Origin of the sequence: Paenibacillus sp. FSL K6-0108 (genome assembly GCF_045040695.1) — a bacterium.
Classification (GTDB): Bacteria; Bacillota; Bacilli; order Paenibacillales; family Paenibacillaceae; genus Paenibacillus; species Paenibacillus pabuli_B.
This window is the reverse complement of sequence record NZ_CP150288.1, coordinates 894,746-921,726: the sequence shown is the minus strand read 5'-3', so window position 1 is coordinate 921,726 and position 26,981 is coordinate 894,746. Positions and strand designations below refer to the sequence as shown.

Genomic DNA, 26,981 nt, shown 5'->3' with positions numbered 1-26,981 from the left:
CTGTTTTCCTTGGATCTTATTCCATTACCGCCACACAGCTTCGACTTTAAAAACTCACATTACAATTTAGGTCCATTTTAATCGCTTAGGCGGTTGTACCAGATCTTTGCCATCATATTCATCCTTGATATCTCCAACAATTTCTTCTAGGATATCCTCCATTGTAACCAGACCAACCGTTGCCCCCTCCGCATTATGAACTGCAGCGATATGGGAACGACTTTGCTGCATCTGGACCAGAACATCCTTAATCGGTGATAACTCCGAAAATTTCAACATGTCATGTACAAATGTATCCATGTTGAACGCCCGGCCTGCAGCAACACCCGTGAGCATTTCCTTTGTATGAATAAATCCAACGAAATGATCCTGATTTCCCTTTTCGATTACAGGGAAACGTGTGTATCCATGCTGCTTAAAAACCTCGATCATACGATCTAAGGGCATTTCTTTGTCCAGCGTAACAATTTTTTCTTTACGGATCATAATCTCCTGAAGCAAACGCTCATCAAAAGCAAAAATGTTCTTCAGGTAGTCGAGCTCTGTCTGATTAATTTCTCCACTCTCATAACTCTGCGCCATAATCAGCTTCAGTTCCTCTTCGGAGTGGACCGTATCGTGACCAGCCGGTTTTATACCAAAGATGCCAAGCAATAGACGTGCAGCCCCATTTAGGGCGTAGATGAACGGATTCATGATCTTACCAAACCAGTACAGCGGTGGTGCAAGCAATAGCGTCATCTTCTCTGCAAACTGGATCGCCAGTGTTTTGGGTGCCAATTCACCGATAACCACATGCAGGAACGTGATGATTGCCAACGCAATACCGTACGACAATACCGTGGACAAAGCGGCTGGCACCTCAAGTCTCTCAAACAGCGGATGCAGCATTTTCTCAACAGTGGGTTCACCCAACGCACCCAATACCAAGGCCGTGATCGTGATACCCAATTGACACGCAGATAGATAATAATCCAGATTGTGAGCCACTTTTTTGGCTAATACCGCTTTTTTGTTCCCTTCCAGGATCAACTGATCTATTCGGGACATCCGTACTTTCAGAATTGCAAATTCCGCTCCAACGAAAAAGGCGGTCAGCCCTATAAATACGGCTACTAAAAATAAGTTTAAGGCTATTATTCCGTCCAATGATTTCCCTCAGGTTGAGGGATTCACCTCCAATAAAATTTGTTTGCAAACGCGAACGCTACGCTTCTTCAGAATCGATTCCGTCCCCTTCACTGTTACGCTGCCATATCGTAAAAAAAATAATGAGGGCAGTACAGTGAGGAAAGCACTTTTAGAGTAATCAGATCAGACTAGGTCATTGGCTGGTTCTTCGACCTCAGCACCGTTTACACGTTCAAGCAGTACCTGCTTAATGTGAAAATTCTCTGCGTCCACAACGGTCCAGACGTAATCACCGTGTTCTACCGTATCTCCTTTTTCCACACCGACACCCTTCTGGAATTGAATCCATCCGGCCACGGTATCCATCTCTTCATTGCCTTCAAAAACAAGCCCAAACTGCCGCTCCAGCTCATCCAGAAGCACCCGGCCGTTAATGAGATACTGGTTCTCTCCAGTCTCCTGAATGTCAGCAACTTCATCGGCATCGAACTCATCCCGAATTTCACCGACGAGTTCTTCCAAAATATCTTCCATCGTCAGAATACCTGCTGTACCGCCATATTCATCCACAACAACAGCCATATGGACTCGCTCTTGCTGCATCTTGATCATGGCATCCTGGATACGTGTAACTTCGGATACGAACGGAATCTCGCGCACGAATTCGCTCAGTTGATGTGCCCGAGTAGCAACCATGTCCGGCAATATCTTTTTCACATTCACCACACCAACAATATTGTCCTTGTCTCCATCCTCGATGACGGGATAACGTGAATAATTATGTTCATCCAATATCGGAATAATATCGTCATAGGTCATATTCTGATTCAGTGTCACAAGCTCCGTCCTTGGAACCATGATATCTTTGGCATCACGTTCATCGAATACGAAAACATTTTCCAGATACGAAAGCTTGGTTTTGTTGTTCTCATCGCCTTCGTAACTCTGGCTCATGATGATCTTGATCTCATCCTCCGAGTAGGCTTGGTCATGTCCGGCAGGTTTAACGCCGAATCCACGAAGAATCACGCGGGAGGCACCATTCAACGCCCATATGAAGGGGTACATAATTTTTCCGAACCAATATAGCGGCGGCGAGAGCAACAGCGTTAATTTTTCCGAAAATTGGATGGCCATCGTTTTGGGAGCCATCTCCCCAACCACAACGTGCAGGAACGTAACAAGTATAAAGGCAATCGCATAGGAAGCAACCGCCGATATGGACGCTGATACATTCAGATAATCGAATACCGGGTACAGCAGCCTTTCAACGGTTGGCTTACCGAGCGCCCCTAATCCAAGGGCAGTTACGGTAATACCGAGCTGACAGGCAGACAGGTAATAATCCAGGTCCGAGACTACTTTTTTGGCCAATACGGCCTTCTTATTGCCCTCGGCAACCAGTTGATCCACTCTTGATGTGCGAATCTTAACCACAGCGAACTCGGATGCAACGAAAAATGCGGTCAACGCAATCAAGATAATGAGTAATACAATATTTAATATGGTGATTATGTCCAATGATTTCCCCGCTTCTCAGGGATTCACCTCCAGAGATAGTTGCAGCGTGATCGGTTAACCTCGTTAACCATTCAACAGCTGATTGACGTTCAATACAGCGTATGCCTTATATGAAATCGATAAATGATAAAATGTGTACGGTTGTACTTTGACCTTGTAAAATTGCAAAACAGGAATTCAGGATGAAGTTAATCACTTACAGAAACTACTTCACTATAAACAGGGTTCCCCCTCATGCTGTCAATGTTTCTCGATTTACTCCACCAAAATTCTCCATTTAGACAGTTTACAATATCGCCTTCCCAATAGATATCCACCTCCCTTCTTGTTCATTCCTGTTTCAGAAAAGTATAACATGATCAACGCCAAACCATCCAGTTGCACGTTATGGTTTGGAATATAGATTATAAAATGAGTTCACAAAATAAACTTTTATGTACATAGTCTTTCTTTTAATTTACAGTTAACTCCATGCGATATTAGTTCTCATGATTAGTATAGACCCGTTTATAGGAATGGTATCCTTTACATTTATTCAATTAAACTTGCTACGTGCCCTTAGTAACTGCCATTCTTCTTTGCCGTATCCGGACTATGACAAATCCAGCAATGACACCATAATCATGTATACGTTGAAAAGGACCCGCAGGATGCATACACCTTTTTGGTGTACATCTTTACGGGCCCTTAAGTTTCACAATATTCAATTTAGAATGGATTATACCAACGCTTTGGCAGCGATGTCAGATCGCTGATGCTTTCCGTCAAAATGGATACGTTCCGCTTGAGCATAGGCTTTGTTTCTGGCTTCGGCAATATCAGAACCAAGACCCACAACACCTAGAATTCGTCCACCATTGGTGACCCAATCTCCAGATTCATTGCGTGCCGTTCCAGCGTGGAATACTACTGCTTCATCGACTTGATCCAGTCCTTCAATAACTACACCTTTTGCATAAGGACCAGGATACCCCCCAGAAGCGAGCACCACACATACAGCCGCTTCATCGCTCCATTCAATCTCAATATCGGCCAATTTCCCGTGCACGGTTGCCCAGAAAATGTCGAGCAGATCACTCTTCAGACGTGGCAGCACAACCTGCGTCTCGGGATCACCGAAACGGGCGTTGAATTCAATCGTTTTGGGTTTGCCATCTGGTGAAATCATCAGCCCGGCAAACAATACACCCTGGAACGGACGCCCCTCGGATACCATCGCTTTCGCAGTTGGTTTGATAATCGTCTCTACCGCTTCTTCAATAATGGAGGATGGGATATGCGGCAATGGTGAGTATGTACCCATTCCACCCGTATTTGGCCCCTGATCATTGTCGAATACCGGTTTGTGATCTTGTGCAGCCGCCATCGGACGAACGGTCTCCCCATCAACAAAAGCCAAAATCGACATTTCCTGACCTGCCAGAAATTCTTCGATGATAACTTTGGCTCCGGCTTCCCCAAATACTTTGTCGACCATAATGCTACGGAGTGCCTGATCTGCCTCATCACGGGAATAGGCTACGGTAACACCTTTTCCAGCTGCCAGTCCATCAGCCTTGATCACCACAGGGATGTCCTGCTCATTCAGATAAGCCTGCGCTTGCTCGTAATTGTCGAATTTCTCGTAGGCTGCGGTCGGAATATTGTATTTGTGCAGCAGGTCTTTCATGAACGTTTTGCTGCCTTCAATCTCTGCTGCATTACGGCGTGGTCCAAATACCGGAATGCCTGTCTTGTCAAAAGCATCCACAATGCCGTCTGCGAGTGGATCGTCTGGCCCAATAACAACCAATCCCACGTTAAGCTCCACAGCAAGTGCCGTCAGTTTATCGAATTCACTGACAGCAATTGGATGACACTCGGCGAGCTGTGCTATGCCCGCATTTCCCGGTGCACAATGAATCTTGCCTGCCTTCGGGCTTTTCGCCAGTGCCCATATGATTGCATGTTCGCGGCCACCGCCGCCCACTACCAGAATATCCATTAGCGCTCTTCCCCCTCCATGAATTTCAGGATTTTTTCAGTGCATCTGCTCGCCCAAAAGACTAAAAAAAGGGGCGTCCCATTGGTCATGAGCATGACGGGCCCCCCCTTCTTTTACGCTTTTCTAAATCTAACGAAACTGCCGTATTGGATTCGTTGTCGTTTAGTGTTTGAAGTGACGTACGCCAGTGAAGACCATGGCAATGCCGTATTCATTCGCTACTTTGATGGACTCTTCATCTTTGATTGAACCACCTGGTTGAATCACAGCCGTAACTCCAGCTTTCGCTGCAAGTTCCAGTGTATCGCCCATTGGGAAGAATGCATCGGATGCCAGAATGGCACCTTTAGCCAGATCGCCTGCTTGTTCAATTGCAATTTTGGCTGCGCCGACACGATTCATTTGCCCTGCGCCGACACCCACTGTCATGTCGTTTGCTGCCAGAACGATCGCATTAGATTTCACGTGCTTTACCACTTTCCATCCGAACAACAGCTGTTTCAGTTCTTCTTCGGATGGCGCACGATCTGTAACTACCTGGAGCTCACTCGCTTCAATGGAATGAACATCGCTTTGTTGCACAATCATGCCACCATCGATGGAGGTTACTACGAACTTACTCTCCCGATTGCGGGCAGCGTTCAGTTCACCCGTTTTGAGCAAACGAATGTTTTTCTTTTTGGTCAGGATGTCGAGGGCCTCTTGTGTAAAATCAGGAGCCAGGACGATTTCCAGGAAAATCTCACTCAATTTAGCCGCTGTATCGCTGTCGATAATGCGGTTGGCTGCCACGATTCCGCCAAAGATGGAGGTTGGATCTGCCGCATAGGCTTTGCCATAAGCTTCGTAGATGCTTTCGCCAATACCTACGCCGCAAGGATTCATATGTTTAACCGCCACAACAGCCGGTTCTTCAAATTCCTTCACAATCTGCAATGCTGCGTTCGCATCGTTGATGTTATTGTAGGACAATTCTTTGCCGTGCAATTGCTCGGCTGTTGTCAACGTATCCTGGGCTGCAAGCGGCTTGCGATAGAATGCCGCCTGTTGATGTGGATTTTCGCCATAGCGCAAATCCTGGAGTTTTTCATAAGTCACCGTCAGACGCTCTGGCAGCGGGTCACCGTTCAGGTTAGAGAGATAGTCGGAAATAACAGCATCGTAAGCCGCTGTATGGCGGAACACTTTTGCCGCAAGCCGTTTGCGTGTTTCGAGTGTGGTATCTCCACTGCTGCGAACTTCTTCAAGCACCGTACCATAGTCGGCAGTATCAACCACGACACTGACAAACGCATGGTTTTTGGCAGCAGAACGAAGCATGGTTGGACCACCGATATCGATGTTCTCAATTGCGTCTTCGTACGTTACGTCCGGTTTGGCGATGGTATCTTGGAACGGATACAGATTTACGACTACGAGGTCGATATAATCCAGTCCGTTTTCTTCCATCTGGCGCTTATGCTCTTCGCTGTCACGAACAGCCAACAGACCACCATGAACTGCCGGATGCAATGTTTTGACACGTCCGTCCATAATTTCGGGGAATCCTGTCACATCCGAAATCCCGATAACAGGTACGCCTTCCTTCGACAACAGGCTGCTTGTCCCTCCTGTCGAAATAATCTCTACACCCATTTGCGACAGCTCGCGGCAAAAATCCACGATGCCCGTTTTATCCCATACGCTGACCAGCGCTCTTTTGATACTCACAATATGCTCCTCCTTTAATGTCCCATAGCCCCGCGTTTCATGCCGAAACGAGAGCCGATTTATTTCCCGAGAAATATCACAAAATGCGTACCAATTTTCGACTTCTGTTATATAAGTGGAACCGAGATTTTTACACCGGACACTCCGATGACAGAACAACCTTCCAATCGCTGTTATCCCCAGATTTTTCGATCCCCTTTTCTTAAAGGGAAAATCCGGTGATAAAGGCGATGCATATGCTTCCGATGCAGCTTTCTTTCAGAAAGCTTTTAGCTTCGCTTTTTCAGTTTTTTTCTGCCCTCTCCGTTAATGTGTAAAAAAATTCCAACTTATATCAAACCTGTTTGTTAACAGTGACGTGACGTCCGTCTAACTGAACCAGACCTTGAGCGAACCAGGACACAACCTCAGGGTACAGCTTCTGTTCGGCCGCATGGATGGAGCAACTAACGGATTCAGCCGTATCTTCTGGCAATATCGGAACAGGATGCTGGGCAATAATCGGACCTGTATCCATGCCCCCATCCACAAAGTGAACGGTAACCCCGGTGATTTTAACGCCATATTCCAGTGCCTGCCCTATGGCATCTTTGCCTGCAAACGCTGGCAACAGGGACGGATGAATGTTAATCAATCTTCCTGCATAGCGATCCACGACTACCGAAGTCAACAATCTCATGTATCCGGCGAGAACAACCAGGTCAATGTTTTTGGATTCAAGCACTTCCACGATTTCAGCCTCGTAGGCTTCGCGGGAATCATAATTTTTGGGAGTAAACAGATGGCATTCCACACCTGCATCCTGTGCCCGCTGCACCACACGTGCAGCGGGTTTGTCACAGACCAGCAGATCTATGGATGCACCCAGCCCTCCGTTCCGTGCTGCATCCACCAATGCCTGAAAGTTCGAACCTTCACCAGAGGCAAACACAGCAATACGGTAGTTCGCCATTAAACATCCGCTCCCGTGAAGGTTACTCGCGCATCTCCTTCGGTCACACGTCCAATGATGTACGCTTCTTCACCGGATGCTTTCAATTGTTCCAATGCTTCACCTGCATCTGCTTCGTTTACGACCAGCACAATTCCGATCCCCATGTTGAATGTGGTGAACATGTCGCGGTTCGAAACAGCGCCTTTTTCTTGCAACAGGTTGAAGATTGGCAGAATCGTCCAAGAGCCGTAGTCAATATCTACATTCACGCTGCTTGGCAGCATCCGCGGGATGTTCTCGATGAAGCCGCCGCCTGTAATATGGGCCATGCCTTTTACGTTTACTTTTTCAAGCAGGGACAGGAGTGGTTTTACATAGATTTTCGTTGGTTCCAGCAGTGCGTCACCCAGCTTACCGCCCAGTTCAGCGACTTCATCCTGCAAGTCCAATCCGGCTTGTTCCAGCAAAAGTTTGCGTACCAGGGAGAATCCGTTGCTGTGCACTCCGCTGGATGCAAGTCCGATTACCGTGTCGCCAGGAGCGATGGTTGTACCGTTAATGATTTTCGCTTTGTCCACGATACCTACGGTAAATCCGGCAATATCGTATTCACCCTCACTGTACATGCCTGGCATTTCAGCCGTTTCGCCACCGATCAGAGCACAGCCGGACTGATGACAACCTTCCGCAATTCCCGCAACAATGGCTTCAATTTTCTCCGGGATGACCTTGTCACACGCCAGATAGTCGAGGAAGAACAACGGCTCTGCACCCTGTACCACAATGTCGTTCACACACATGGCTACCGCGTCGATTCCGATAGTATCATGACGGTCCATGGCAAATGCGATTTTCAGCTTGGTTCCTACACCGTCTGTACCGGATACAAGCACCGGCTCATCATATTTATCTTTGTTCAAACCGAACAGGGCGCCAAAGCCTCCCAGATCTGTCATCACTTCCGGACGGAAGGTACGCTTCACGTGTTTTTTCATCCGTTCAACCGCTTCGTTGCCTGCCGCGATATCAACGCCGGCATTTTTGTATGCTTCGGACACCACCATCACACCCTTCTGATTCTATACATGCCATACCAACTCTATCTGTCATTGCTTCATCTCCGAAAGATGAATCTGCACCAATTCAAACCCAGCTACACCGAGCGTATTAAACTGGCTGTACTCGTCAATCTGGAGGTTACGAATGTACTCATCACCGCAGTATAAATGTCCGGCGCATTGAAACACTCTTAACTCTTCCTTTTCGAGAGTCAAAGGAATGTTCCCCACGATCTTCCACGTTCCATCTCGAAGATACGCAGGAGAAGCAAAAATCACGTTACTCTCACGTTTTCCATAGGAATAGTGAAGAAAATCGCCATCCTCCACACTTACGGTTTCGTCAGAAACAATACGAATAACTCCGAATGAAAATGCTTTTTTGAATCGGCCCTTCAAGGCGCAAATGATCTGACAGGCCGCAAAGCGGCCATCCTTCATAGGAATAATGAACATGTCGCCTTCGCTATATCTTTTTCTCATACGCATGGTTTAACAGCTGCAGCCGAATTTTTCTTCTCCGCCGAAGTCGAGACGGGTTGGGTAATCATTATCAAAGCATGCGAGGCATAGCCCGCCTTTGTAGTCATCCTGATTATCTCCCTGAATCGATGCAATCAGCCCATCGGGGCTGAGGAACGACAGGGAGTCCGCATTGATCTCACGGCAGATCTCTTCCACCGACAGCGATGATGCAATCAGTTCGCGGCTGTCGGGCGTATCAATGCCGTAGAAGCACGGGTTTTTAAACGGTGGTGAGGTAATCCGCACATGTACCTCTATCGCTCCTGCATCACGCAGCATATTCACAATTCGGCGGGAAGTTGTTCCCCGTACGATGGAATCGTCAATCATGACCACGCGTTTGCCTTCCACCACACGACGTACAGCGCTCAGCTTCATCTTCACGCCTTGTTCCCGCAGTTCCTGACTTGGCTGGATAAACGTACGTCCGGTGTATTTGTTCTTGATCATACCCATCTCATACGGAATTCCCGTTTGTTCGGCGTAGCCGATTGCCGCAGAAATACTGGAGTCTGGCACACCTGTTACCAGATCGGCATCCACAAAGGACTCAATCGCCATCCGGCTGCCCATCCGTTTACGCGCAGCATGCTGGTTCGTACCGTTCATGTCACTGTCCGGACGGGCAAAGTAGATATACTCCATCGCGCACAGTGCCTTACGGTGTTTGTGATGATCGAAGCGGTCTTCGTGAAGACCATCCGCATCCAGCACCAGCAGTTCACCCGGTTCAATGTCACGAATCAACTCTGCACCAATCGTCTCGAGTGCACATGTTTCAGATGCAAACAGATACGCATCTCCCAATTTACCCATGGTGAGCGGACGCAGACCATGGGGATCAGAAGCGACCAGCAACTTGTCGTTAGTCATGATCAGAAAGGCATAACCACCCACAATACGCTGGAACGCCTCTTTGGCAGCTTCCACAAGCCCCTTGGATGAACGAGCAATCAGATGCGCAATAACCTCTGTATCGCTCGTTGTCTGGAAAATGGAACCACTCTGCTCCAGCTCACGCCGGATTGTTGGCGCATTGACGATATTGCCGTTGGTTGCTACAGCCAGATCACCATCACGATATTTGAATACCAATGGTTGTGCATTCGTTAGCTTACTGTCACCACTGGTTGAATAACGAACGTGCCCGATGGAAATATCTCCGGTCAACGTCTGCATCAGATCTTTGGTGAATACTTCCTTCACCAGACCCATACCACGGTGGTAGTGAAACTCATTGCCGTCACTTACACACATTCCCGCACTTTCTTCACCCCGGTGTTGCAGGGCATGCAGGCCGTAATAGGAAAGCGACGCAGCGTCAGGGTGCTTGAACACCCCGAACACGCCACACTCTTCCTTTAATTTGTCGAGTCCTTCCTTGCCGGACCCTTCGTTATAATAATCACCTGTCCACATTGGTCCTGTCGTCAGTTCATGAGACATGGAATCGCATCCTCCCAGACCTGAGCCAAACCTCCTACAGGTTCGTTCACGGCTGATGTTCCGTTCAATTCAATCGTCAAGTCGCTTCCTTCCACACGTCCAATGACAGCTACTGGCACACCGCGTTCACGTACAAATGCTTCAAGTTTGCCTGCTTGCTCTGGCGAAGCAGACAGCAGAATGCGGGATTGGCTCTCACTAAACAGCGCATGGTCTGCACGCAAAGCTGTTTCTACATTGACCTGTGCACCCACATTGCCGCTGATGCAGGATTCGGCCAATGCTACAGCCAGACCGCCTTCAGACAAGTCATGCGCAGAGCGAACGAGACCGGATTGAATAGCCTCCAGCACAGTGCTGAGCAATGCTTTTTCCGTGTTGAGGTCGAGCTGCGGTGGACGGCCTTCCGTTTTGCCATGAACGGCATATTGCAGCTCACTGCCACCCAGTTCAGCTTTCGTTTCACCGAGCAGGATGATAACGTCTCCTTCGGCTTTGAATCCTTGTGTAGTGATGTGATCTGTATCATGCACCAGACCAACCATACCGACAACTGGCGTTGGGTAGATCGAGCCTTTGGCGTTTTCGTTGTACAGACTCACGTTACCACCGATAACTGGCGTATCCAGCACGCGACAAGCTTCTGCCATACCGTCTACCGCTTTTTCCATCTGCCAGAAAATATCCGGCTTCTCCGGGTTACCAAAGTTCAGGTTGTCCGTAATCGCGAGTGGCTCTGCACCGGAACATACAATGTTACGGGCAGCTTCGCTGACCGCAATTCGTCCGCCTACCTCCGGATCCAGATATACATAACGTCCGTTACAGTCTGTTGTCATCGCCAAACCTTTACGTGTTCCACGAATGGTCACAACTGCTGCATCCGAACCTGGGCGAACCGCTGTACTTGTACGCACCATGTAATCATATTGATCGTAAACCCACTTTTTACTTGCTACCGTTGGCGAAGCCAATACCTGTTTCAACGCACCGCCGAGATCCGACACTTCATCGTAACGAAGGGTGTCGATAGAGGCACTTTGCTCGTAGTAAGCCGGTACAGAAGATGGTTTGTCATACACCGGGCACTCGTCAACCAGTGCTGTTACCGGCATGTCTCCAACCACTTCGCCATGGTGGATCAATTTCAGGCGCCCATCATCCGTTACTTTTCCGACTTTTGCGCAGATAACGCCCCAACGTTCAAAAATCTCCATCGCTTGTGCCTCATCCTTCGGCTCTACAACGAACAACATCCGTTCCTGAGACTCGGAAAGCATCATCTCATAAGGTGTCATGCCTTCTTCACGCTGTGGCACCTGATCCAGATACAATTCCAGACCATTGCCTGCTTTACTTGCCATCTCCGCACTGGAACATGTAAGACCCGCAGCACCCATATCCTGAATACCCAGCACGATTCCTGTGTCGATCAGTTCCAGGCAGGACTCCATCACGAGTTTCTCCATGAACGGGTCGCCGACTTGGACCGCGGTCTTCTTGGATTCGGATTCTTCTGTCAGTTCTACCGATGCAAACGTTGCGCCGTGAATGCCATCGCGGCCCGTTGGAGGACCAACATAGTACACCGGGTTTCCTACGCCCTTGGCTACACCGCGCTGGATTTTGTCATGATCGATCAAGCCTACACACATGGCATTTACGAGTGGATTGCCTTCATAACTTTCGTCGAACATCACTTCACCGGCTACCGTTGGAATCCCGATACAGTTACCATATCCGGCAATACCGGATACAACATGTTCAAACAAATACTTCACACGGTCACTTTCCAGCTTGCCAAAACGCAAGGAATTCAGCAATGCCACCGGTCTTGCACCCATGGAGAAAATATCACGGATAATGCCGCCCACACCTGTTGCCGCACCTTGGTAAGGCTCAACCGCGGAAGGATGGTTATGGCTTTCAATTTTGAATACAACAGCCTGATTGTCACCGATATCCACGATCCCGGCACCTTCACCCGGGCCCATCAGGACACGTGGTCCACTTGTAGGGAATCTGCGCAATAACGGCTTGGAGTTTTTGTATGCACAGTGCTCGGACCACATAACACTAAATACACCAATCTCCGTGTAGTTCGGCTTGCGTCCCATGAACTCACAGATCAGCTCATACTCGCTGTCAGACACGCCCATTTGTGCGTAAAGTTTATGTTCTGCGACCTGTTCTGCTGTTGGTTCCTTAGCGGATAGCTGCTGCGTCATGCCGATCCCTCCATGCTTTCAAAATAGATGTAAACATACGTTTGCCGTCTTCCGAACCCAGCAGTGAATCCACTGCACGCTCTGGATGCGGCATCATGCCTACCACGTTTCCACCCTCATTACAGATTCCCGCGATATCACCCAGGGAACCATTTGGGTTGCTGCCATACGTAAAGACGATCTGGTTGTTTGCCTGCAAACTCGCGAGCGTCTCTTCGTCGCAATAATAGTTTCCTTCACCGTGGGCAATCGGAATAACAATCTCTTCCCCTGGTGCATAGTCACGCGTAAATGGTGTATCTGCATTCGTTACTTTCAATACCGTATCGTGACAACGGAATTTCAGCGACATGTTGCGGATCAGTGCGCCCGGAAGTAATCCTGCTTCGGTCAAGATCTGGAATCCGTTGCAAATGCCGAGTATATATTTACCTTGTTCAGCAGCTTTCGCCACCTCGTTCATTACGGGTGCAAAACGGGAAATCGCTCCGCAGCGCAGATAGTCACCATACGAGAAACCACCCGGAACAAGGATACAATCATAAGCCGATAGATCTGTAGCCGTGTGCCATACGTAATCAACCTCTTGTCCAATAGCATCTTCTACTGCCTTGTAACAGTCGATGTCGCAGTTGGAGCCAGGAAACACAAGAACTGCAAATTTCATGGGATTAACCCTCCAATTCGTAGCGGTAATCTTCAACAACGGTGTTAGCCAGCAGCTTCTCACACATTACTGTCAATCGTTTCTCCGCTTCCGCACGGTCTGTTGTATCCAGAGTCAGTTCCATGACTTTACCAATCCGTACACTTTCCACTTCATTGAATCCCATCGAGTGCAGGGCACCTTGAACAGCTACTCCTTGCGGGTCGAGAACGCTTTGCTTAATAGTGACATAGACGGTTGCTTTAATCATGATCCTTATGTTCCTCCTCAGTAATGAACGGGATAAATGCTTTATGCTGTTAAAAAGGTGGGGTGGGAGCTTGCTCCGGGGCGGATTGTTCTTCCGGTCGCTGTTGTCCCCAGGTTTTTTGGATTGTTTAGGCCCGCTCTGCGGTCAAAACCCGGGGACAAAGGCGAACGCTATCGCTCCTTCAAGAACAATTCCGCCCCTCCGCTTGTCCATGCGACGCTTTTTTAAAGGCCTAAACCTTTTACGTTGCACGGTGGGTAATGGTCTAACCTGACCATTACGCGAAACGGTGAATGCTCTTTACTTTACATGAGTAACCTTACTGTTTTTATATTTAGTAGATTTCCTGTTTAACAGAAGTCTTGGCTTAAATTGCCCTATCCCCCAGTTTGGGACTGGCGGAGCGAAAGATTTGAGCTGGAGAAGCGAAAGCGGTCGCCTTTGCAACCGGAATGTTTCCTTTTGAAAAAAGGATTCCAATCCAAACATTCCGGGGGCAACAGCGATCGAAAGCCAAACTTTCCCGTAGCTTACCTCAAACGTCCCTTACTCAAACTTTCCCGTAGCCCGCTCAAACGTTACCATTTATTATTTCGTTAAACGTTTATAAATATCGATGTATCTGGCGGTTGTTGCCTCCACAACCTCTTGTGGCAGCGGGTCAGGTTTACTGTTCTTGTCCCAATCGCTGCCTAACAGATAGGTGCGCACCGGCTCTTTATCCATGCTGTCGATTTCGATGTCGAGTTCATAATTCTCTTTGGCCCAGAAGCGGGAAGCGTCCGGAGTGAAGATTTCATCAATCAGAATGACTTTGCCATCAACCATGCCGAACTCGAACTTGCAGTCTGCCAGGATGATGCCTCGCTGATCGCAATAGTCGCGAGCGAATTCGTAGAGACGCAGGCTTTTTTCCTGAAGCTCAATCGCCAGAGCATCTCCGACAAGCTCTTTCATTCGATCCATCGAGATGTCTTCGTCGTGACCGACATCGTTTTTGGCCGCCGGAGTGAAGATGGGAACGTCGAGCTTGGCGTTTTTGCGAAGTCCATCCGGCAGCTTGATGCCGTTGACCTCTCCGCTTTTCTCATATTGTCTCCATCCGCCTCCGGTAATGTATCCACGAACCACACATTCAATATCAATGCGCTCGGCTTTGCGGGTCACCATGATGCGATCTTTGAGCAGGTCAGGGTCAGTAATGATATCACCCAACTGGTTTACATCCGTATGCACCACGTGGTTATCCATCATGTCGCTCGTCAGTTCAAACCAGAAGCTGCTCAGTTTATTAAGCACATTTCCTTTCTCGGGAACGGCTGGGTCCAGCACATAGTCAAATGCCGAAATCCGGTCCGTAACCACGATGAGAAAATACTCACCCAGATCGTACAACTCACGTACTTTCCCCTTATATAACAGAGGAGCTTTAACGAGATCTGCCGCAGTGGACAGCGCCATGGAGGCTCACCTTCTTTCAGGAGATGTAAGGCTAAGAACAGAATCCTGATGGTGCGGACTCCACTCCGATGACAGAACAATCTTCCGATCGCTGTTACCCCCAGATTTTTTGATTCCACTTTTTCAAAGTGAAAATCCGGGGATAAAGGCGAAGCGTATGCTTCCGAAGTAGCTTTCTTTCAGAAAGCTTTTAGCTTCGCTTCTTCAGCTTATTTCTATCATCTGCGCTCAAGTGCTGACCCATCATTCTGTTCTCTAGCCTTATTAGAGTATTATATTAGTCGTTCAAACCAAGCTTTTTGAAGATGGTGTCTACGTGCTTCAGGTGCCATGATGGGTTGAACGCATCTGCGATTTCTTCTTCGCTCAACACTTCCGTGATTTCCGGTGTGGATTTCACGATATCCTGGAACTGGCGTTGTTCTTCCCATGCTTGCATCGCACGTGGTTGAACGGTATCGTATGCCTGCTCGCGGCTGAAACCTTTATCGATCAGCTTCGTCATAACACGGCCGGAGAATGGTACGCCGAAAGTGCGCTCCATATTGCGTTTCATATTTTCAGGGAATACCGTCAGGTTCTTCACGATGTTACCAAAACGGTTCAGCATGTAGTTGAGCAACATCGTTGCATCCGGCAAAATGATACGCTCTACGGAAGAGTGAGAGATATCACGCTCGTGCCACAGGGTTACGTTCTCGTAGGCCGATACCATATGTCCGCGAATAACGCGGGACAGACCGGAGATATTTTCACTGCCGATGGGGTTACGTTTGTGCGGCATTGCCGAAGATCCTTTTTGACCTTTCGCGAATGCTTCTTCCACTTCACGGAATTCACTCTTTTGCAGCGCACGTACTTCTGTAGCGAACTTGTCCAGAGATGTTGCAATCAATGCCAATGTAGCCATGTATTCTGCATGACGGTCACGTTGCAGCGTTTGGGTCGAGATTGGTGCAGGCTTCGTGCCCAGCTTCTCGCAGACAAACTCTTCAACAAATGGATCGATGTTTGCGTATGTGCCGACTGCTCCAGAGATTTTACCGTATTGTACATTGTCTGCCGCGTGGCGGAAACGCTCCAAATTCCGTTTCATTTCTTCATGCCACAGTGCCATTTTCAGACCAAACGTCGTTGGCTCCGCATGTACGCCATGTGTACGTCCCATCATTGGCGTGTGCTGATAAGTCAGCGCTTTTTCACGTAAAATTTCGATAAAGTTCACGATGTCACGTTCCAAAATTTCGTTTGCCTGACGAAGCACATATCCAAGAGCCGTATCAACGACATCCGTGGAAGTCAGTCCGTAGTGCACCCATTTCCGCTCAGCACCCAGACTTTCAGATACCGTACGTGTGAAAGCAATAACGTCATGACGTGTCTCCTGTTCAATCTCGTAAATGCGGTCGATGTCAAAAGAAGCATTTTGACGAAGCAATGCTGCTTCTTCCTTAGGAATGACGCCAAGCTCTGCCCAAGCTTCGCATGCACAAATCTCAACTTCCAGCCATGACTTGAATTTGTTCTCCTCCGTCCAGATGGCTCTCATTTCGGGTCTGCTATAACGTTCGATCATAAATTTGTATTCCTCCAAAGATTAGTTTGTTCAATCCATTGTAATCCTTCTTCGACATCCTGACAGAGCAGATTGACATGCCCCATTTTCCGTCCTGTCTTCGCTTCGGTTTTACCATATATATGAAGCTTAGGAATCACACCGAGTTCCAACGCTTCTGCGTCAGGCTGACCCGTTCTGGCAATAATACCTTCCAGATGTTCTCCAAGCACATTGACCATAACAACCGGGCTCAATAATGAAGTATCTCCAAGCGGCAATCCGCAAATCGCACGAATATGCTGTTCAAATTGTGATGTGGCACAGGCCTCCATCGTATAGTGGCCGGAATTATGCGGCCTAGGGGCCAGCTCATTCACATACAATCTTCCATCTGCCGCAACAAACAACTCCACTGCGAGCAATCCAACGGCTTGTATGGACTGAGCCACTGCCGCCGCCAACTTCTGTGCCTCAATCTGTATTTCAGTCGCCACTCTTGCGGGTACAATCGAAGCATGCAAAATGTTGTTCACATGAATGTTCTCCGCAGGCGGGAACGTCTTAATTTCTCCATTCGTGCTGCGTGCAACAACGACTGAAATCTCGCAGTCAAACTTGATAAATTGCTCCAACACCAGTTCCGCACCGGTAGCCGCGAGTTCTTCATAAGCAGCTACCGCCTGATTGGTTTCGCGAATAACCCGTTGACCCTTACCGTCGTATCCGCCGGTCACCGTCTTCAGTACACACGGAACACCCAGTTCACTCACCGCTGCCTTCATTGTGTCCAAGCTTGTAATTTCCCGGTAAGGGGCTACGCGTACACCAGCCGCCTCAATGGCTCGTTTTTCACGCAAACGATGCTGGGTTGTGTATAATAACGCACTTCCTTGCGGTACATAGGATTCCCGTTCTAGGAGAGAAGCAACATCTGCATCTACATTCTCGAACTCATAGGTGATTACATCACACTGCCGAGCCAGTTCGAGAGCAGCCTTTTCATCATCGTATCCCGCTTTAATCTGATGGGCAATTTGCCCACAAGGAGCATCTGCTGCCGGATCAAGTGTAACGAACCGATAACCCATCGCTGTTCCGGCAAGTGTCAGCATCCGTCCAAGCTGCCCGCCTCCGAGAACACCGATGGTTGTTTTTCCTGGGAGCAAGACACGTTCTGCTTGGCCTGCTGATCCGGGTTGAATTTTGGTATTCGTCATATTTCGTCACTGCTTTCGAGCACTTCTTGTTTGATTCGCTCTCTGCGGGCTTCGCTGCGACGTTGGACATCCTGGTCAAAAGCACCGATGATCTGAGCCGCAAGCAATCCCGCATTCGTTGCACCAGCCTTGCCAATCGCTACCGTTGCGACGGGAATGCCACCAGGCATCTGGACAATGGACAGTAAAGAATCGAGACCATTTAGCGCCTTGGATTGCACGGGAACTCCAATGACCGGAAGCATCGTTTTAGAAGCGACCATACCGGGCAGATGTGCTGCCCCGCCCGCACCTGCAATGATAACCTTGAATCCACGGCCAATCGCCTGCTCCGCATATTCAAACATCAAATCTGGTGTGCGATGCGCAGATACGACCTTTTTTTCATAGCCAATCTCCAGCTCGTCCAGCACCTCACAAGCATACTTCATCGTTTCCCAATCCGACTTGCTGCCCATAATCACAGCCACCTGTACTGACATGAATACATCCAACTCCCGTCTGAGCGTTTTGGTTTAATTCTGTTGTTCTGTTGTTTCTCGTTTAATTGTGAAATGAAAAAATCCGCTACCCGCGAAAACATCACATTTTCTCCGGACACCGGACTCCAAGAAATACGTATCCCGCATTTGGGCATGCCAAAGGCAGGCTTGCTGTCCGCATCTGATTTCATGCGTCTCTCAGCCGTATCTCCTCGTAGTCCGGAAATTTACGGTTCCCGGGTAGATACTTCCGGGCCCTATTCCCGGCGTTATACGAGCAAATATCTATTTCAACAAATTCATTCAAAACCAACGATGATTCCACATCTTTCGAACCTACTCGACCTCATATATAACTGATCGACACATCTAACATTCTAACAATCCCCTACACCTAATGTCAACTTAAAGACGAACATTTAACATATTGACAAAAGTAATGTTCGGAAATAACCGATCATTCCGAGATACTTCATCCCTTTTATTCCAAAAAAGAAAGCCGGCCCCTCTTCAACCTATCGAAGACAGCCGGCTTTTCTCTTTCATGTGTACACACACATTCTATAATTATTTCACGATAAGTACCGGAACCTGAGCATGCTGCACCACATTGTGACTGACGCTGCCCAAGACAAATTCCCGGATTCCACCAAGGCCACGGCTACCAATGATAATGATGTCCGTTCCGTTCTCTTTTGCGTAATCCAGAAGGACCTCGGCAGCAGCACCCTGAATCAGATCCACGTTTGCTGTGACGCCAGCAGCCTGAACCCGTTCTTTTGCCTCATCCGTCGTTTGCACTGCGAGATTATAGTAATCATTATTCAAAGAAGGGGGCAACGGTGCCAATCCTTCCCCAATGAATACACGTGGAAAATCAAACGCATGAATAACATCCAGAACAGCACCCGGAGAAACTTTGGCTAGCTCGATCGCACGATCAAGTGCTTTGTTTGAAGCTTTCGAACCATCATAAGCAACCAGAATTTTGGAGAATAACATGTAAATCCCGTCCCTTCCTTTATATGTAGAGCATTCGAATCAAGCTTCGGTCTGACATAAAATACAAGAACCATGTAACTCCTTAAACGTATCAGGGCTACAACGAACCATTCATACGAAACATTTTACATAATAACAACAGCCCATTCACAAGGAAACAGCAGATCACATTTATTCATTCCGCCGCCTTATTGCAGGAAATAACCATAGATTACCGCATTCAGGAATAACAACAACGGAATGCCGATTGTGAAGCTTGGATGTTTGGTCTTGTGACGTTTACGATACATGGCAATCCATACTCCCAATGCCCCACCAATAAAGGCCAGTAAAAATAGTGTGCGTTCTGGGGTGCGATCTCGACGGCGCTGCGCACGTTTCTTGTCATCCGACATGACCAGATAACCTACGACATTAATAAATAAAAACCACAGTATCAATCCGGTTTGCATATAATTCCAGCGGTCCCCCTATCCCGGGACATCTCCCTATATCTCCATTATAGACCTCCCAAGAGACATGTTCAACGCATGGGCAGGGACCGCGAATCATTTCAGAAGGAAAGAATTACACTTACTGAACCTAGGACTCCTGCTTCGGAATACCGTTCAAGTTAGGTGCTCTTTTGGCTGCTTTCTCCGGGCGTACGGCGGTATGCTCTTCCCGGATGCTATCATTGTTTTGCTGATTGTGAATCTTCTCTGGTTTGTTATGCGGCATCTGCGAATCACCTCCTAGGCTTACGTTGCCTGAAAAGGGAGATTCTTATACGGCTCATCGTTCCTGAATAGGCAGTTCACGATCCTTCGGACTTGCCCGATATAGCGCTGAGTTTCTTCACTTTGTATAAAGGTCCGACTATTCCCCTTTTTTCTCCATGGCGGCTTTCAGCAAATCTCCCAGATTGGAGCCAAGGGATTCCTGTTTGGCATATTGTTTAACCAACTTTTGCTGATCACGTTTGTTCACATGCTGTTTGTCTTTATCCAACGTTTCCGTGATGCCGCAAGGCAGACATTGCACGTATAAACCTGCTTTACCCTCTTTAATTTCCATCTTTTTGTGACACTGCGCACAGCGACGGTTGGATAATCGCTTCTCTGTCGAGCGACGATATCCACAATCCTCTGTAGGACACACGAGGAACTTGCCGCGTTTTCCCTTCTTCTCCAGCAAGCGGGCATTACAATCCGGGCAATGACTATTCGATACATTATGCGGCTTATACTCCGCTTTGCTTCCTTTTACCGTAGACACAAGCTCTTTCGCCATTGAACGAATGCTCTCCAGGAAAGGCCCTGGCTTCCCTTGTCCACGAGCAATGCGTTCCAGTTCAGCTTCCCAGCGAGCTGTTAAATCCGGTGTACGCAGCTGAGGAGCAGCCAGTTCAATTAATTGCTTTCCTTTACCTGTTGGATGCATGCTGTTTCCTTGACGATCGATAGTGTCGGAACTTACCAGCTTCTCGATAATATCCGCTCGTGTAGCCGGAGTACCCAGTCCATACTTCTCCATTTGAGACAGCAAAGCTGCCTCGGTATATCGTTTGGGCGGCATCGTCCGTCCGCTTTTGATATGACAACGTTGAACCGTCACGGACTGACCTTGCTGCACGTCTGGCAAAAGCGCACGCTCATGGTCTGATGCATCATCAGCACGATCATCATCCTCATCGCTATAATCTCCGCCGTATACTTCACGCCAGCCGTTTTCTTTTACCGTTGTGCCTTTCACATAAAAGGAATCGTTGCCCACCTGAACAGTGATTGCAACAGAATCGTACTTCGCGGCCGGATAGAACAAGCTTATAAAACGACGTACGATCAGATCGTATAACTTACGTTCCTCTGGATTCAGCTGATTGAGAAGAACCGTCTGTTCAGTTGGGATGATCGCATGGTGATCGGTTACTTTGCTGTCATCCACGATGCGTTTGGTGATATTCAGATTTTTACGCAACAACGGACGAGCCAGAGATGCATAGGGGCCAATCGCTACACTATCCAGTCGTTCCTTCAACGTTCCCGTCATATCCGATGTCAGGTAACGGCTGTCCGTACGCGGGTAGGTTACCAGCTTATGCTGTTCGTAAAGGCGCTGCAGTACATTCGATGTCTGTTTGGCAGAGAAACCATATTTTCGGTTGGCATCCCTTTGTAATTCTGTAAGGTCATAGGCCAGCGGATGCGGCTCGATCTTTTCGCTTTTTTTCACGTGGGCAATGCTGCCCTTGCGACCATCTACCCGTTTCTTCAATTCTTGTGTCTCTTGCGGATCGAAGATGCGTGAATCACCACCGGCAGCCCGCCATACTGCCTGGAAACCTCCCAGATCGGCCGTTAACGTCTCATACTCCTGCGAGCGGAAACCGTTGATCTCATTTTCCCTGTCCATAATCATGCCAAGTGTAGGGGTCTGTACCCGTCCTGCTGACAATTGCGCATTAAATCGAACTGTCAATGCACGCGTCACGTTAAGACCGATCATCCAATCTGCTTCTGCCCGACAACGTGCCGATTCATAGAGACGATCAAACTGACTGCCAGGCTTCAGCGATGCAAATCCATCCTTGATTGCCTTATCCGTCTGGGATGATATCCACAGCCGCTTGAACGGCTTTTTCCACTGGGCCATTTGCATAATCCAACGAGCCAGCAATTCACCCTCACGTGCCGCATCCGTTGCAATGACCAGTTCACCAACATCCTGACGTTTCATCAGCTGCTGTACCGCTTTGTATTGATGGTTTGTCTCTTTGAGTACCTTCAGCTTGGTCCGATCGGGCAGAATCGGCAGATCCTCCAGATTCCAGGTTGCATACTTTTTGTCATAGTCCTCTGGTTCAGCCAATCCAACGAGATGTCCAAGCGCCCAGGTCACGATATATTTCGGGCCTTCCATATAACTTTTATGTTTATCACGCGCCCCCATGACTCTGGCTATTTCGCGTGCCACAGATGGTTTTTCTGCGAGTACTAATGTTTTCACTCCATATCTTCCTTTCTTTGATGAAACCTATGACCCTCACTGCTTCTATTGTTTGATTAAAAGAATTCTTCTGCCTCTATCTTTTCATTATATCATTTCATGGTATGGGTTTGCTTTGGCTTCATAAAGAACGATTTTCCTCATGGTGCCTATCCCACGACTTTCATGTCAGTTTAATTAACACAATATTCTTCGACAATTTTCTTCTGTGAATGGAATTAAGAGAAAATGGTAGGTCCAATAGCGATAATATAGTATGTATACGTTTTTTTGAATATATATGAGTATTGTAAGAATACCTTACATCTATTTAGAATGTGACAAAAGCAACTATATCAGATTCGCTAACACACATCATTGATACACAAGAAGGGAGCGTGGATGCATGACTCATCATGGATCTGTATTGAAAAAAAGTGGGGCCTTGTTACTGGCCGGAGCAGTTGTTGCCACAACATGGGGAGGAACGATTCCCTCCGCGTCAGCTGCAGCGGCAACGCCTTCGAGCAAAACTACGGTTGCAGCCGCAACCGCTGGTAAAGCGCCTGCCACTGCAGCAGCATTTGTTCAAGCCATGGAAGAAGCGGCTACACTTGCAGGTGTTCCTTTTTCCATGGACAAGCTTTCCGGCACAACGGTACAACGTAAAGATGCTGCTTTAGCTTTGCAAACCTGGCTGAAGCTCGAGTCCACTCCAGAATCCTTCAGGGATGTCCCGGATCAGGCGAGCTTTGCCGGTGCCGTTGGTGCGCTGAACACCGCGGGGTTGATGAAAGGCTATACTGACGCCCTCTTCCTTCCGAATGCAGTGCTTACCCAAAATGATGTCGCTATATTGAAAGACCGCATTTATAACTACATAAAACCATTTGTTCTGGAGGAAGCCACCATTACGGATCTCCAGGCTGCCATGACGCAAGGAAAACTGACATCGAAAGAACTCGTTCAGAAGTACCTGGATCGCATTGAAAAATACGATGATCAGGGTGTGAGCATTAACGCAGTTCTAACCTTGAACCCGGATGCTCTCAAAATCGCTGAAACGTTGGACGAGGAACGTGCAGCTCAAGGCCCCCGTGGACCTCTGCATGGTATTCCGATTTTAGTTAAGGACAACTTCGATACAAACGACATGCCTACCACCGCAGGATGTATCTGTTTGAAAGACTCTGTACCTGCTCACGATGCTGAACAAGTGAAGAAGCTCAAAGCAGCCGGTGCGATTATTTTGGGCAAAACCAATCTGCATGAATTCGCATTCGGCATTACCACTTCCAGCTCACTGGGTGGACAAACATTGAACCCTTATGCGCTGGATCACTATCCAGGCGGGTCAAGTGGTGGTACAGGTGCCGCCATCGCCTCAAACTTCGCAGCTGCAGGCTTGGGTACAGATACGGGCGGATCGATCCGCATCCCATCCAGCTTCAACAGCCTTGTGGGTATTCGCCCAACGATCGGACTGTCCAGCCGTGAAGGGATCATCCCTCTCGCATTGACACAGGATGTCGGTGGCCCTATGGCTCGTACCGTAAGTGATGCCGCAATCATGCTGGAAGCTACAGCAGGTTATGACAAAAACGATGTTGCTACAGCCTATGCCGTAGGCAAAATCCCTTCCAGCTATACAGATTTCTTGGATGTAAACGGGCTGAAGGGTGCACGGATCGGTGTGGCCACCGAACTCATCCCAAGTACGAAAATGGAGGAAAAAGCCGTCGCTGACGTGATTAACAACGCTGTAGAAGAACTCAAAACGCTGGGAGCTACGGCAGTCCCGATCAGCATTCCGAAACTGGCTGAAATCAACAAATACCCAAGCTTGAGTGGATACGAGTTCAAATTCCAATTGAATGACTATCTGGAGTCTCTTGGTGACGAAGCCCCTTATCACAGCTTGTCCGAGATTATTGCTTCTGGACAATTCGACAAGTCACAAGAACAGTCGATGAAGACTCGTGATGCACGGGAAACGTTGGAGACTGCCGAATATAAGGACATTGTACTGAAACGTACCCAAATCACGCGTGAGTCCTTGCTCAAAGTTATGGCGGATAACAACTTGGATGCCATCATCTATCCTACATCTACGCAAGCTGCAGGTGTTATTGGCGAAGGACAAAACTCTGGTGGTAACAACCGATTGAGTCCATTCTCCGGATTCCCGGCAATTACCGTACCAGCTGGATTTACAAGTGAAGGTCTCCCAGTAGGTATGGAATTCCTGGGCCGCGCCTTTGACGAAGGAACCTTGATCAAGTTGGCTTACAGCTACGAGCAAGGGACTCATCACCGTCAAGCACCTAAGCTTACGCCATAAACTTTTAATCAGGTTAAATAAACTACGTTTGGAATAGTAAAAGCAAAAAGCATTCAGGATCAATATACGGCTCCATAGGAATTGCGTGGTATCAATTGCTAAGTTAGTCGGTATCGAGTTAAAAATTTATCTTCTAGCGATTTGCTAAAAAAAGTACACCCACTTCATGGTTCATGAAAAGGGTGTACTTTTTATGTGTTCTTTCAATTCAAGCATGAAAAGAGTTACATCCGTTTTTTAATTGGTATCAGGTACGCTCCATCTCAGCACCAGACCAGCATAGGTCAGGCCGCCTCCAAAACCAAATAGTGCAACTTGATGCCCATTCTTTAATTTACCTTCGTCTACTGCAAGCTGCAAAGCGAGCGGAATGGAAGCCGCGGAGGTATTTCCCCGATACTCCACACTTGTTAAAGTACGTTCCAACGGAATAGGGCCACGTTCACAAACCGCTTCAATCATTCTTAGATTTGCACTATGAGGTACAAACCAATCGATCTGCTCCGGTTTCATCTCTGCTTTGACAATAAGTCCATCCAATTGTTCTGGAATCGTACGTACTGCCCACTTATAGATCTCTCTGCCATTCTGGACAAGACATCCCTCACCCTGCAAAGGTACACCATTCATCTCCGAAGATAGACCACTCTTATAGAGATGGATACCTCCTTCTCCACTCGTACCTGAGATGGCTGCCATAAAATCACCTTTCTCAGCAGCTCTTTCTACCAAAAACGCTCCAGCCCCGTCGCCGAACAGTACACATGTCGTACGGTCTGTATAATCGGTAATTTTGGATAATGTCTCTGCTCCAATAACCAACACCTTATGATACATGCCACTGGTTACCATACTGTCAGCCAATTGCAATCCATACGTAAACCCTGCACACGCTGCATTCAAATCAAGCACTCCCGTATGCGGAATCTTGAGATTTGCCTGTACTCTGGATGCTGTGCTTGGAAATGAATATTCAGGTGTGCTGGTAGCAACCAAAATCATATCCACATCTTCTACGCTAACCTTATAACGACGTATCATATCTTCCACAGCCTTGGTGGCCAGATCAGATACAAATTGATCATCCGCTGCTATGCGTCGTTCTCTCATTCCTGTACGCTGTACAATCCATTCATCGCTCGTGTCGACCAGCTTCTCCAAATCAGCATTGCTTAATATTCGATCCGGTACATACGTACCCATTGCGGTAATGGTTGACATTGATTGATTCATACCGGTAGTCACCTCGCTTGTTTTTTATCATTATAGCACTAAGTATTAGTACTTGGTACTAATTTTTTTAAAAAATATTTATTATGATTTATCCGTCAGTTGATTATTTTAAGTGATCCCTTCATCCTATTACCCAGAGTAATACAAACGATCGCATGCAGTTTTGATGAAGAATTGTGGATATCTTCTGATTAAGATGAAGAATGCCTTAATTAAAGCCATTTTCTATAGACAGTCCATTCCAACAGGAGGAAAATAAACAAATCGCCTACATTACTAAAGAATAGAGATGATGTTGAGTTGAAGAAAAAATTAAATATTCTTGCGATTTCAGGAAGTTTGCGCAATCAGTCCTCTAATACGTTACTAATGCATGCCATGATTAAGCTGGCTCCTCCTAATCTTAAGTTCGATGTATATGATGGATTAAATGATCTACCACATTTTAACCCAGACCTCGATGTCGAAGAAGGTCCTGAGTCCGTACAGAATTTGAGAGCCCAATTGAAACATTCGGACGGAGTTCTGATCTGCACGCCGGAGTATGGGAACGGAGTTCCTGGGGTTTTAAAAAACGCGTTAGATTGGATTGTATCTTCTGGAGAATGGTTAAATAAGCCCACTGTTGCCATCACTGCTTCTCCAAGCCCTATGGGCGGTGACAAAGCTCATGCTTCACTATTGCTGACGTTAAACATGATTAATGCCCAAGTCTTACATGAAGCCTCTCTAACCATTCCTCATATTACATTGAAGATGAATAAACAAGGAGTCATCATTGATTCAGAAACCCAATATGCACTGGAGAACTCGCTTTTAAGCCTAGAGCATGCATGCAAACATATGAATGAATAGACAGAGTCTGCTTAATTGAATTAGCTATAAAGGAAGCCTAAAAGAGATTAGAGATTTAACATACTCAGATAAATTAAAATAAAAAAACAGCCCGGGCTATTGATCGGGCTGTTAAGGTATATATTAGGAACTTCGTTTTAAACAAATAAAAACCACCACCGAATTACATCGGCAGCGGTTCTTTGCTTGGCGGCGTCCTACTCTCCCAGGACCCTGCGGTCCAAGTACCATCGGCGCTAGAGGGCTTAACGGTCGTGTTCGGGATGGGTACGTGTGGAACCCCTCCGCCATCGCCACCAAACGCGATTTGTCGAAGCATAGCTTCTTGAAATCAAAGTTGGAACTGAAAATCATACACACCTTCCGTGATGTACCGATTTTCATTTCAGAGTTTATTCTCTGAAAACTAGA

The 26,981-nt window shown here is 47.6% G+C and carries 22 protein-coding genes, 1 rRNA gene and 1 riboswitch; of the genes, 2 read left to right on the top strand and 21 right to left on the bottom strand.

Going from position 1 to position 26,981, the window contains the following annotated elements; all coding sequences use genetic code 11:
- Positions 1–66: 66 nt before the first annotated feature.
- The 19 genes from MHB49_RS04415 to MHB49_RS04325 form a co-directional block, all read right to left on the bottom strand.
- Positions 67–1,149, bottom strand: coding sequence for a hemolysin family protein (locus tag MHB49_RS04415; RefSeq protein WP_405155173.1), 1,083 nt, complete (start codon positions 1,147–1,149; stop codon positions 67–69).
- A 165-nt stretch (positions 1,150–1,314) separates the two neighbouring features.
- Positions 1,315–2,652: a hemolysin family protein gene (locus tag MHB49_RS04410; protein WP_405155172.1), complete on the bottom strand. Its 1,338-nt coding sequence runs from the start codon at positions 2,650–2,652 to the stop codon at positions 1,315–1,317.
- A gap of 718 nt (positions 2,653–3,370) precedes the next feature.
- Positions 3,371–4,636, bottom strand: coding sequence for a phosphoribosylamine--glycine ligase (purD, locus tag MHB49_RS04405; protein WP_405155171.1), 1,266 nt, complete (start codon positions 4,634–4,636; stop codon positions 3,371–3,373).
- Positions 4,637–4,798: 162 nt separating this feature from the next.
- Entirely contained in the window at positions 4,799–6,346 is a 1,548-nt protein-coding gene (purH, locus tag MHB49_RS04400) for a bifunctional phosphoribosylaminoimidazolecarboxamide formyltransferase/IMP cyclohydrolase (protein WP_405155170.1), read from the bottom strand.
- 334 nt (positions 6,347–6,680) lie between these two features.
- Entirely contained in the window at positions 6,681–7,298 is a 618-nt protein-coding gene (purN, locus tag MHB49_RS04395) for a phosphoribosylglycinamide formyltransferase (RefSeq protein ID WP_405155169.1), read from the bottom strand.
- The gene (gene purM / locus MHB49_RS04390) at positions 7,298–8,338 is read right to left on the bottom strand and encodes a phosphoribosylformylglycinamidine cyclo-ligase (RefSeq protein ID WP_405157039.1); all 1,041 of its coding nucleotides are present in this window, start codon (positions 8,336–8,338) and stop codon (positions 7,298–7,300) included. The genes purN and purM overlap by 1 nt, the downstream gene beginning before the upstream one ends.
- A gap of 48 nt (positions 8,339–8,386) precedes the next feature.
- Entirely contained in the window at positions 8,387–8,794 is a 408-nt protein-coding gene (locus MHB49_RS04385; RefSeq protein ID WP_405155168.1) for an Imm26 family immunity protein, read from the bottom strand.
- A gap of 36 nt (positions 8,795–8,830) precedes the next feature.
- On the bottom strand, positions 8,831–10,309 hold the full coding sequence (purF, locus tag MHB49_RS04380; protein WP_247900715.1) for an amidophosphoribosyltransferase: 1,479 nt from the start codon (positions 10,307–10,309) through the stop codon (positions 8,831–8,833).
- Entirely contained in the window at positions 10,294–12,537 is a 2,244-nt protein-coding gene (gene purL, locus MHB49_RS04375) for a phosphoribosylformylglycinamidine synthase subunit PurL (RefSeq protein WP_405155167.1), read from the bottom strand. The genes purF and purL overlap by 16 nt, the downstream gene beginning before the upstream one ends.
- Positions 12,515–13,204, bottom strand: a complete 690-nt coding sequence (gene purQ, locus MHB49_RS04370) for a phosphoribosylformylglycinamidine synthase subunit PurQ (RefSeq protein ID WP_247900713.1) — start codon at positions 13,202–13,204, stop codon at positions 12,515–12,517. The genes purL and purQ overlap by 23 nt, the downstream gene beginning before the upstream one ends.
- A 4-nt stretch (positions 13,205–13,208) precedes the next feature.
- Positions 13,209–13,454: a phosphoribosylformylglycinamidine synthase subunit PurS gene (purS, locus tag MHB49_RS04365; RefSeq protein ID WP_024633544.1), complete on the bottom strand. Its 246-nt coding sequence runs from the start codon at positions 13,452–13,454 to the stop codon at positions 13,209–13,211.
- 588 nt (positions 13,455–14,042) lie between these two features.
- On the bottom strand, positions 14,043–14,915 hold the full coding sequence (locus tag MHB49_RS04360) for a phosphoribosylaminoimidazolesuccinocarboxamide synthase (RefSeq protein WP_405155166.1): 873 nt from the start codon (positions 14,913–14,915) through the stop codon (positions 14,043–14,045).
- A 277-nt stretch (positions 14,916–15,192) separates the two neighbouring features.
- Positions 15,193–16,491 (bottom strand): adenylosuccinate lyase, encoded by a 1,299-nt coding sequence (gene purB / locus MHB49_RS04355; RefSeq protein ID WP_247900710.1) that lies wholly within the window; start codon positions 16,489–16,491, stop codon positions 15,193–15,195.
- Positions 16,488–17,690: a 5-(carboxyamino)imidazole ribonucleotide synthase gene (purK, locus tag MHB49_RS04350; RefSeq protein ID WP_405155165.1), complete on the bottom strand. Its 1,203-nt coding sequence runs from the start codon at positions 17,688–17,690 to the stop codon at positions 16,488–16,490. The genes purB and purK overlap by 4 nt, the downstream gene beginning before the upstream one ends.
- Positions 17,687–18,172 carry a 5-(carboxyamino)imidazole ribonucleotide mutase gene (purE, locus tag MHB49_RS04345; protein WP_090904914.1) on the bottom strand — a complete coding sequence of 162 codons (486 nt, stop codon included), beginning with the start codon at positions 18,170–18,172 and terminating at the stop codon, positions 17,687–17,689. Before purE ends, purK begins: the two co-directional genes overlap by 4 nt.
- A gap of 195 nt (positions 18,173–18,367) precedes the next feature.
- Positions 18,368–18,469: riboswitch (purine riboswitch) on the bottom strand.
- 270 nt (positions 18,470–18,739) lie between these two features.
- On the bottom strand, positions 18,740–19,174 hold the full coding sequence (locus tag MHB49_RS04340) for a universal stress protein (RefSeq protein WP_247900707.1): 435 nt from the start codon (positions 19,172–19,174) through the stop codon (positions 18,740–18,742).
- Positions 19,175–19,362: 188 nt separating this feature from the next.
- Entirely contained in the window at positions 19,363–19,626 is a 264-nt protein-coding gene (locus MHB49_RS04335) for a DUF1294 domain-containing protein (protein WP_063568208.1), read from the bottom strand.
- A 130-nt stretch (positions 19,627–19,756) separates the two neighbouring features.
- Positions 19,757–19,894, bottom strand: a complete 138-nt coding sequence (locus MHB49_RS04330) for a hypothetical protein (protein WP_247900706.1) — start codon at positions 19,892–19,894, stop codon at positions 19,757–19,759.
- A 138-nt stretch (positions 19,895–20,032) separates the two neighbouring features.
- Positions 20,033–22,162, bottom strand: coding sequence for a DNA topoisomerase III (locus tag MHB49_RS04325; RefSeq protein WP_405155164.1), 2,130 nt, complete (start codon positions 22,160–22,162; stop codon positions 20,033–20,035).
- A 385-nt stretch (positions 22,163–22,547) separates the two neighbouring features.
- On the opposite strand from MHB49_RS04325, the gene MHB49_RS04320 reads away from it, so the two are divergent.
- Complete coding sequence (locus tag MHB49_RS04320) at positions 22,548–24,482, top strand: amidase family protein (RefSeq protein ID WP_405155163.1); 1,935 nt, start codon at positions 22,548–22,550, stop codon at positions 24,480–24,482.
- A 237-nt stretch (positions 24,483–24,719) separates the two neighbouring features.
- Here the strand turns inward: MHB49_RS04320 and MHB49_RS04315 are convergent, their stop codons facing one another.
- Positions 24,720–25,715: a ketoacyl-ACP synthase III gene (locus MHB49_RS04315; RefSeq protein WP_247900703.1), complete on the bottom strand. Its 996-nt coding sequence runs from the start codon at positions 25,713–25,715 to the stop codon at positions 24,720–24,722.
- 300 nt (positions 25,716–26,015) lie between these two features.
- On the opposite strand from MHB49_RS04315, the gene MHB49_RS04310 reads away from it, so the two are divergent.
- On the top strand, positions 26,016–26,570 hold the full coding sequence (locus MHB49_RS04310; protein WP_405155162.1) for an NADPH-dependent FMN reductase: 555 nt from the start codon (positions 26,016–26,018) through the stop codon (positions 26,568–26,570).
- Positions 26,571–26,754: 184 nt separating this feature from the next.
- On the opposite strand, the gene rrf is transcribed toward MHB49_RS04310, so the two are convergent.
- Positions 26,755–26,871, bottom strand: a 5S ribosomal RNA gene (rrf, locus tag MHB49_RS04305).
- Positions 26,872–26,981: the final 110 nt, after the last annotated feature.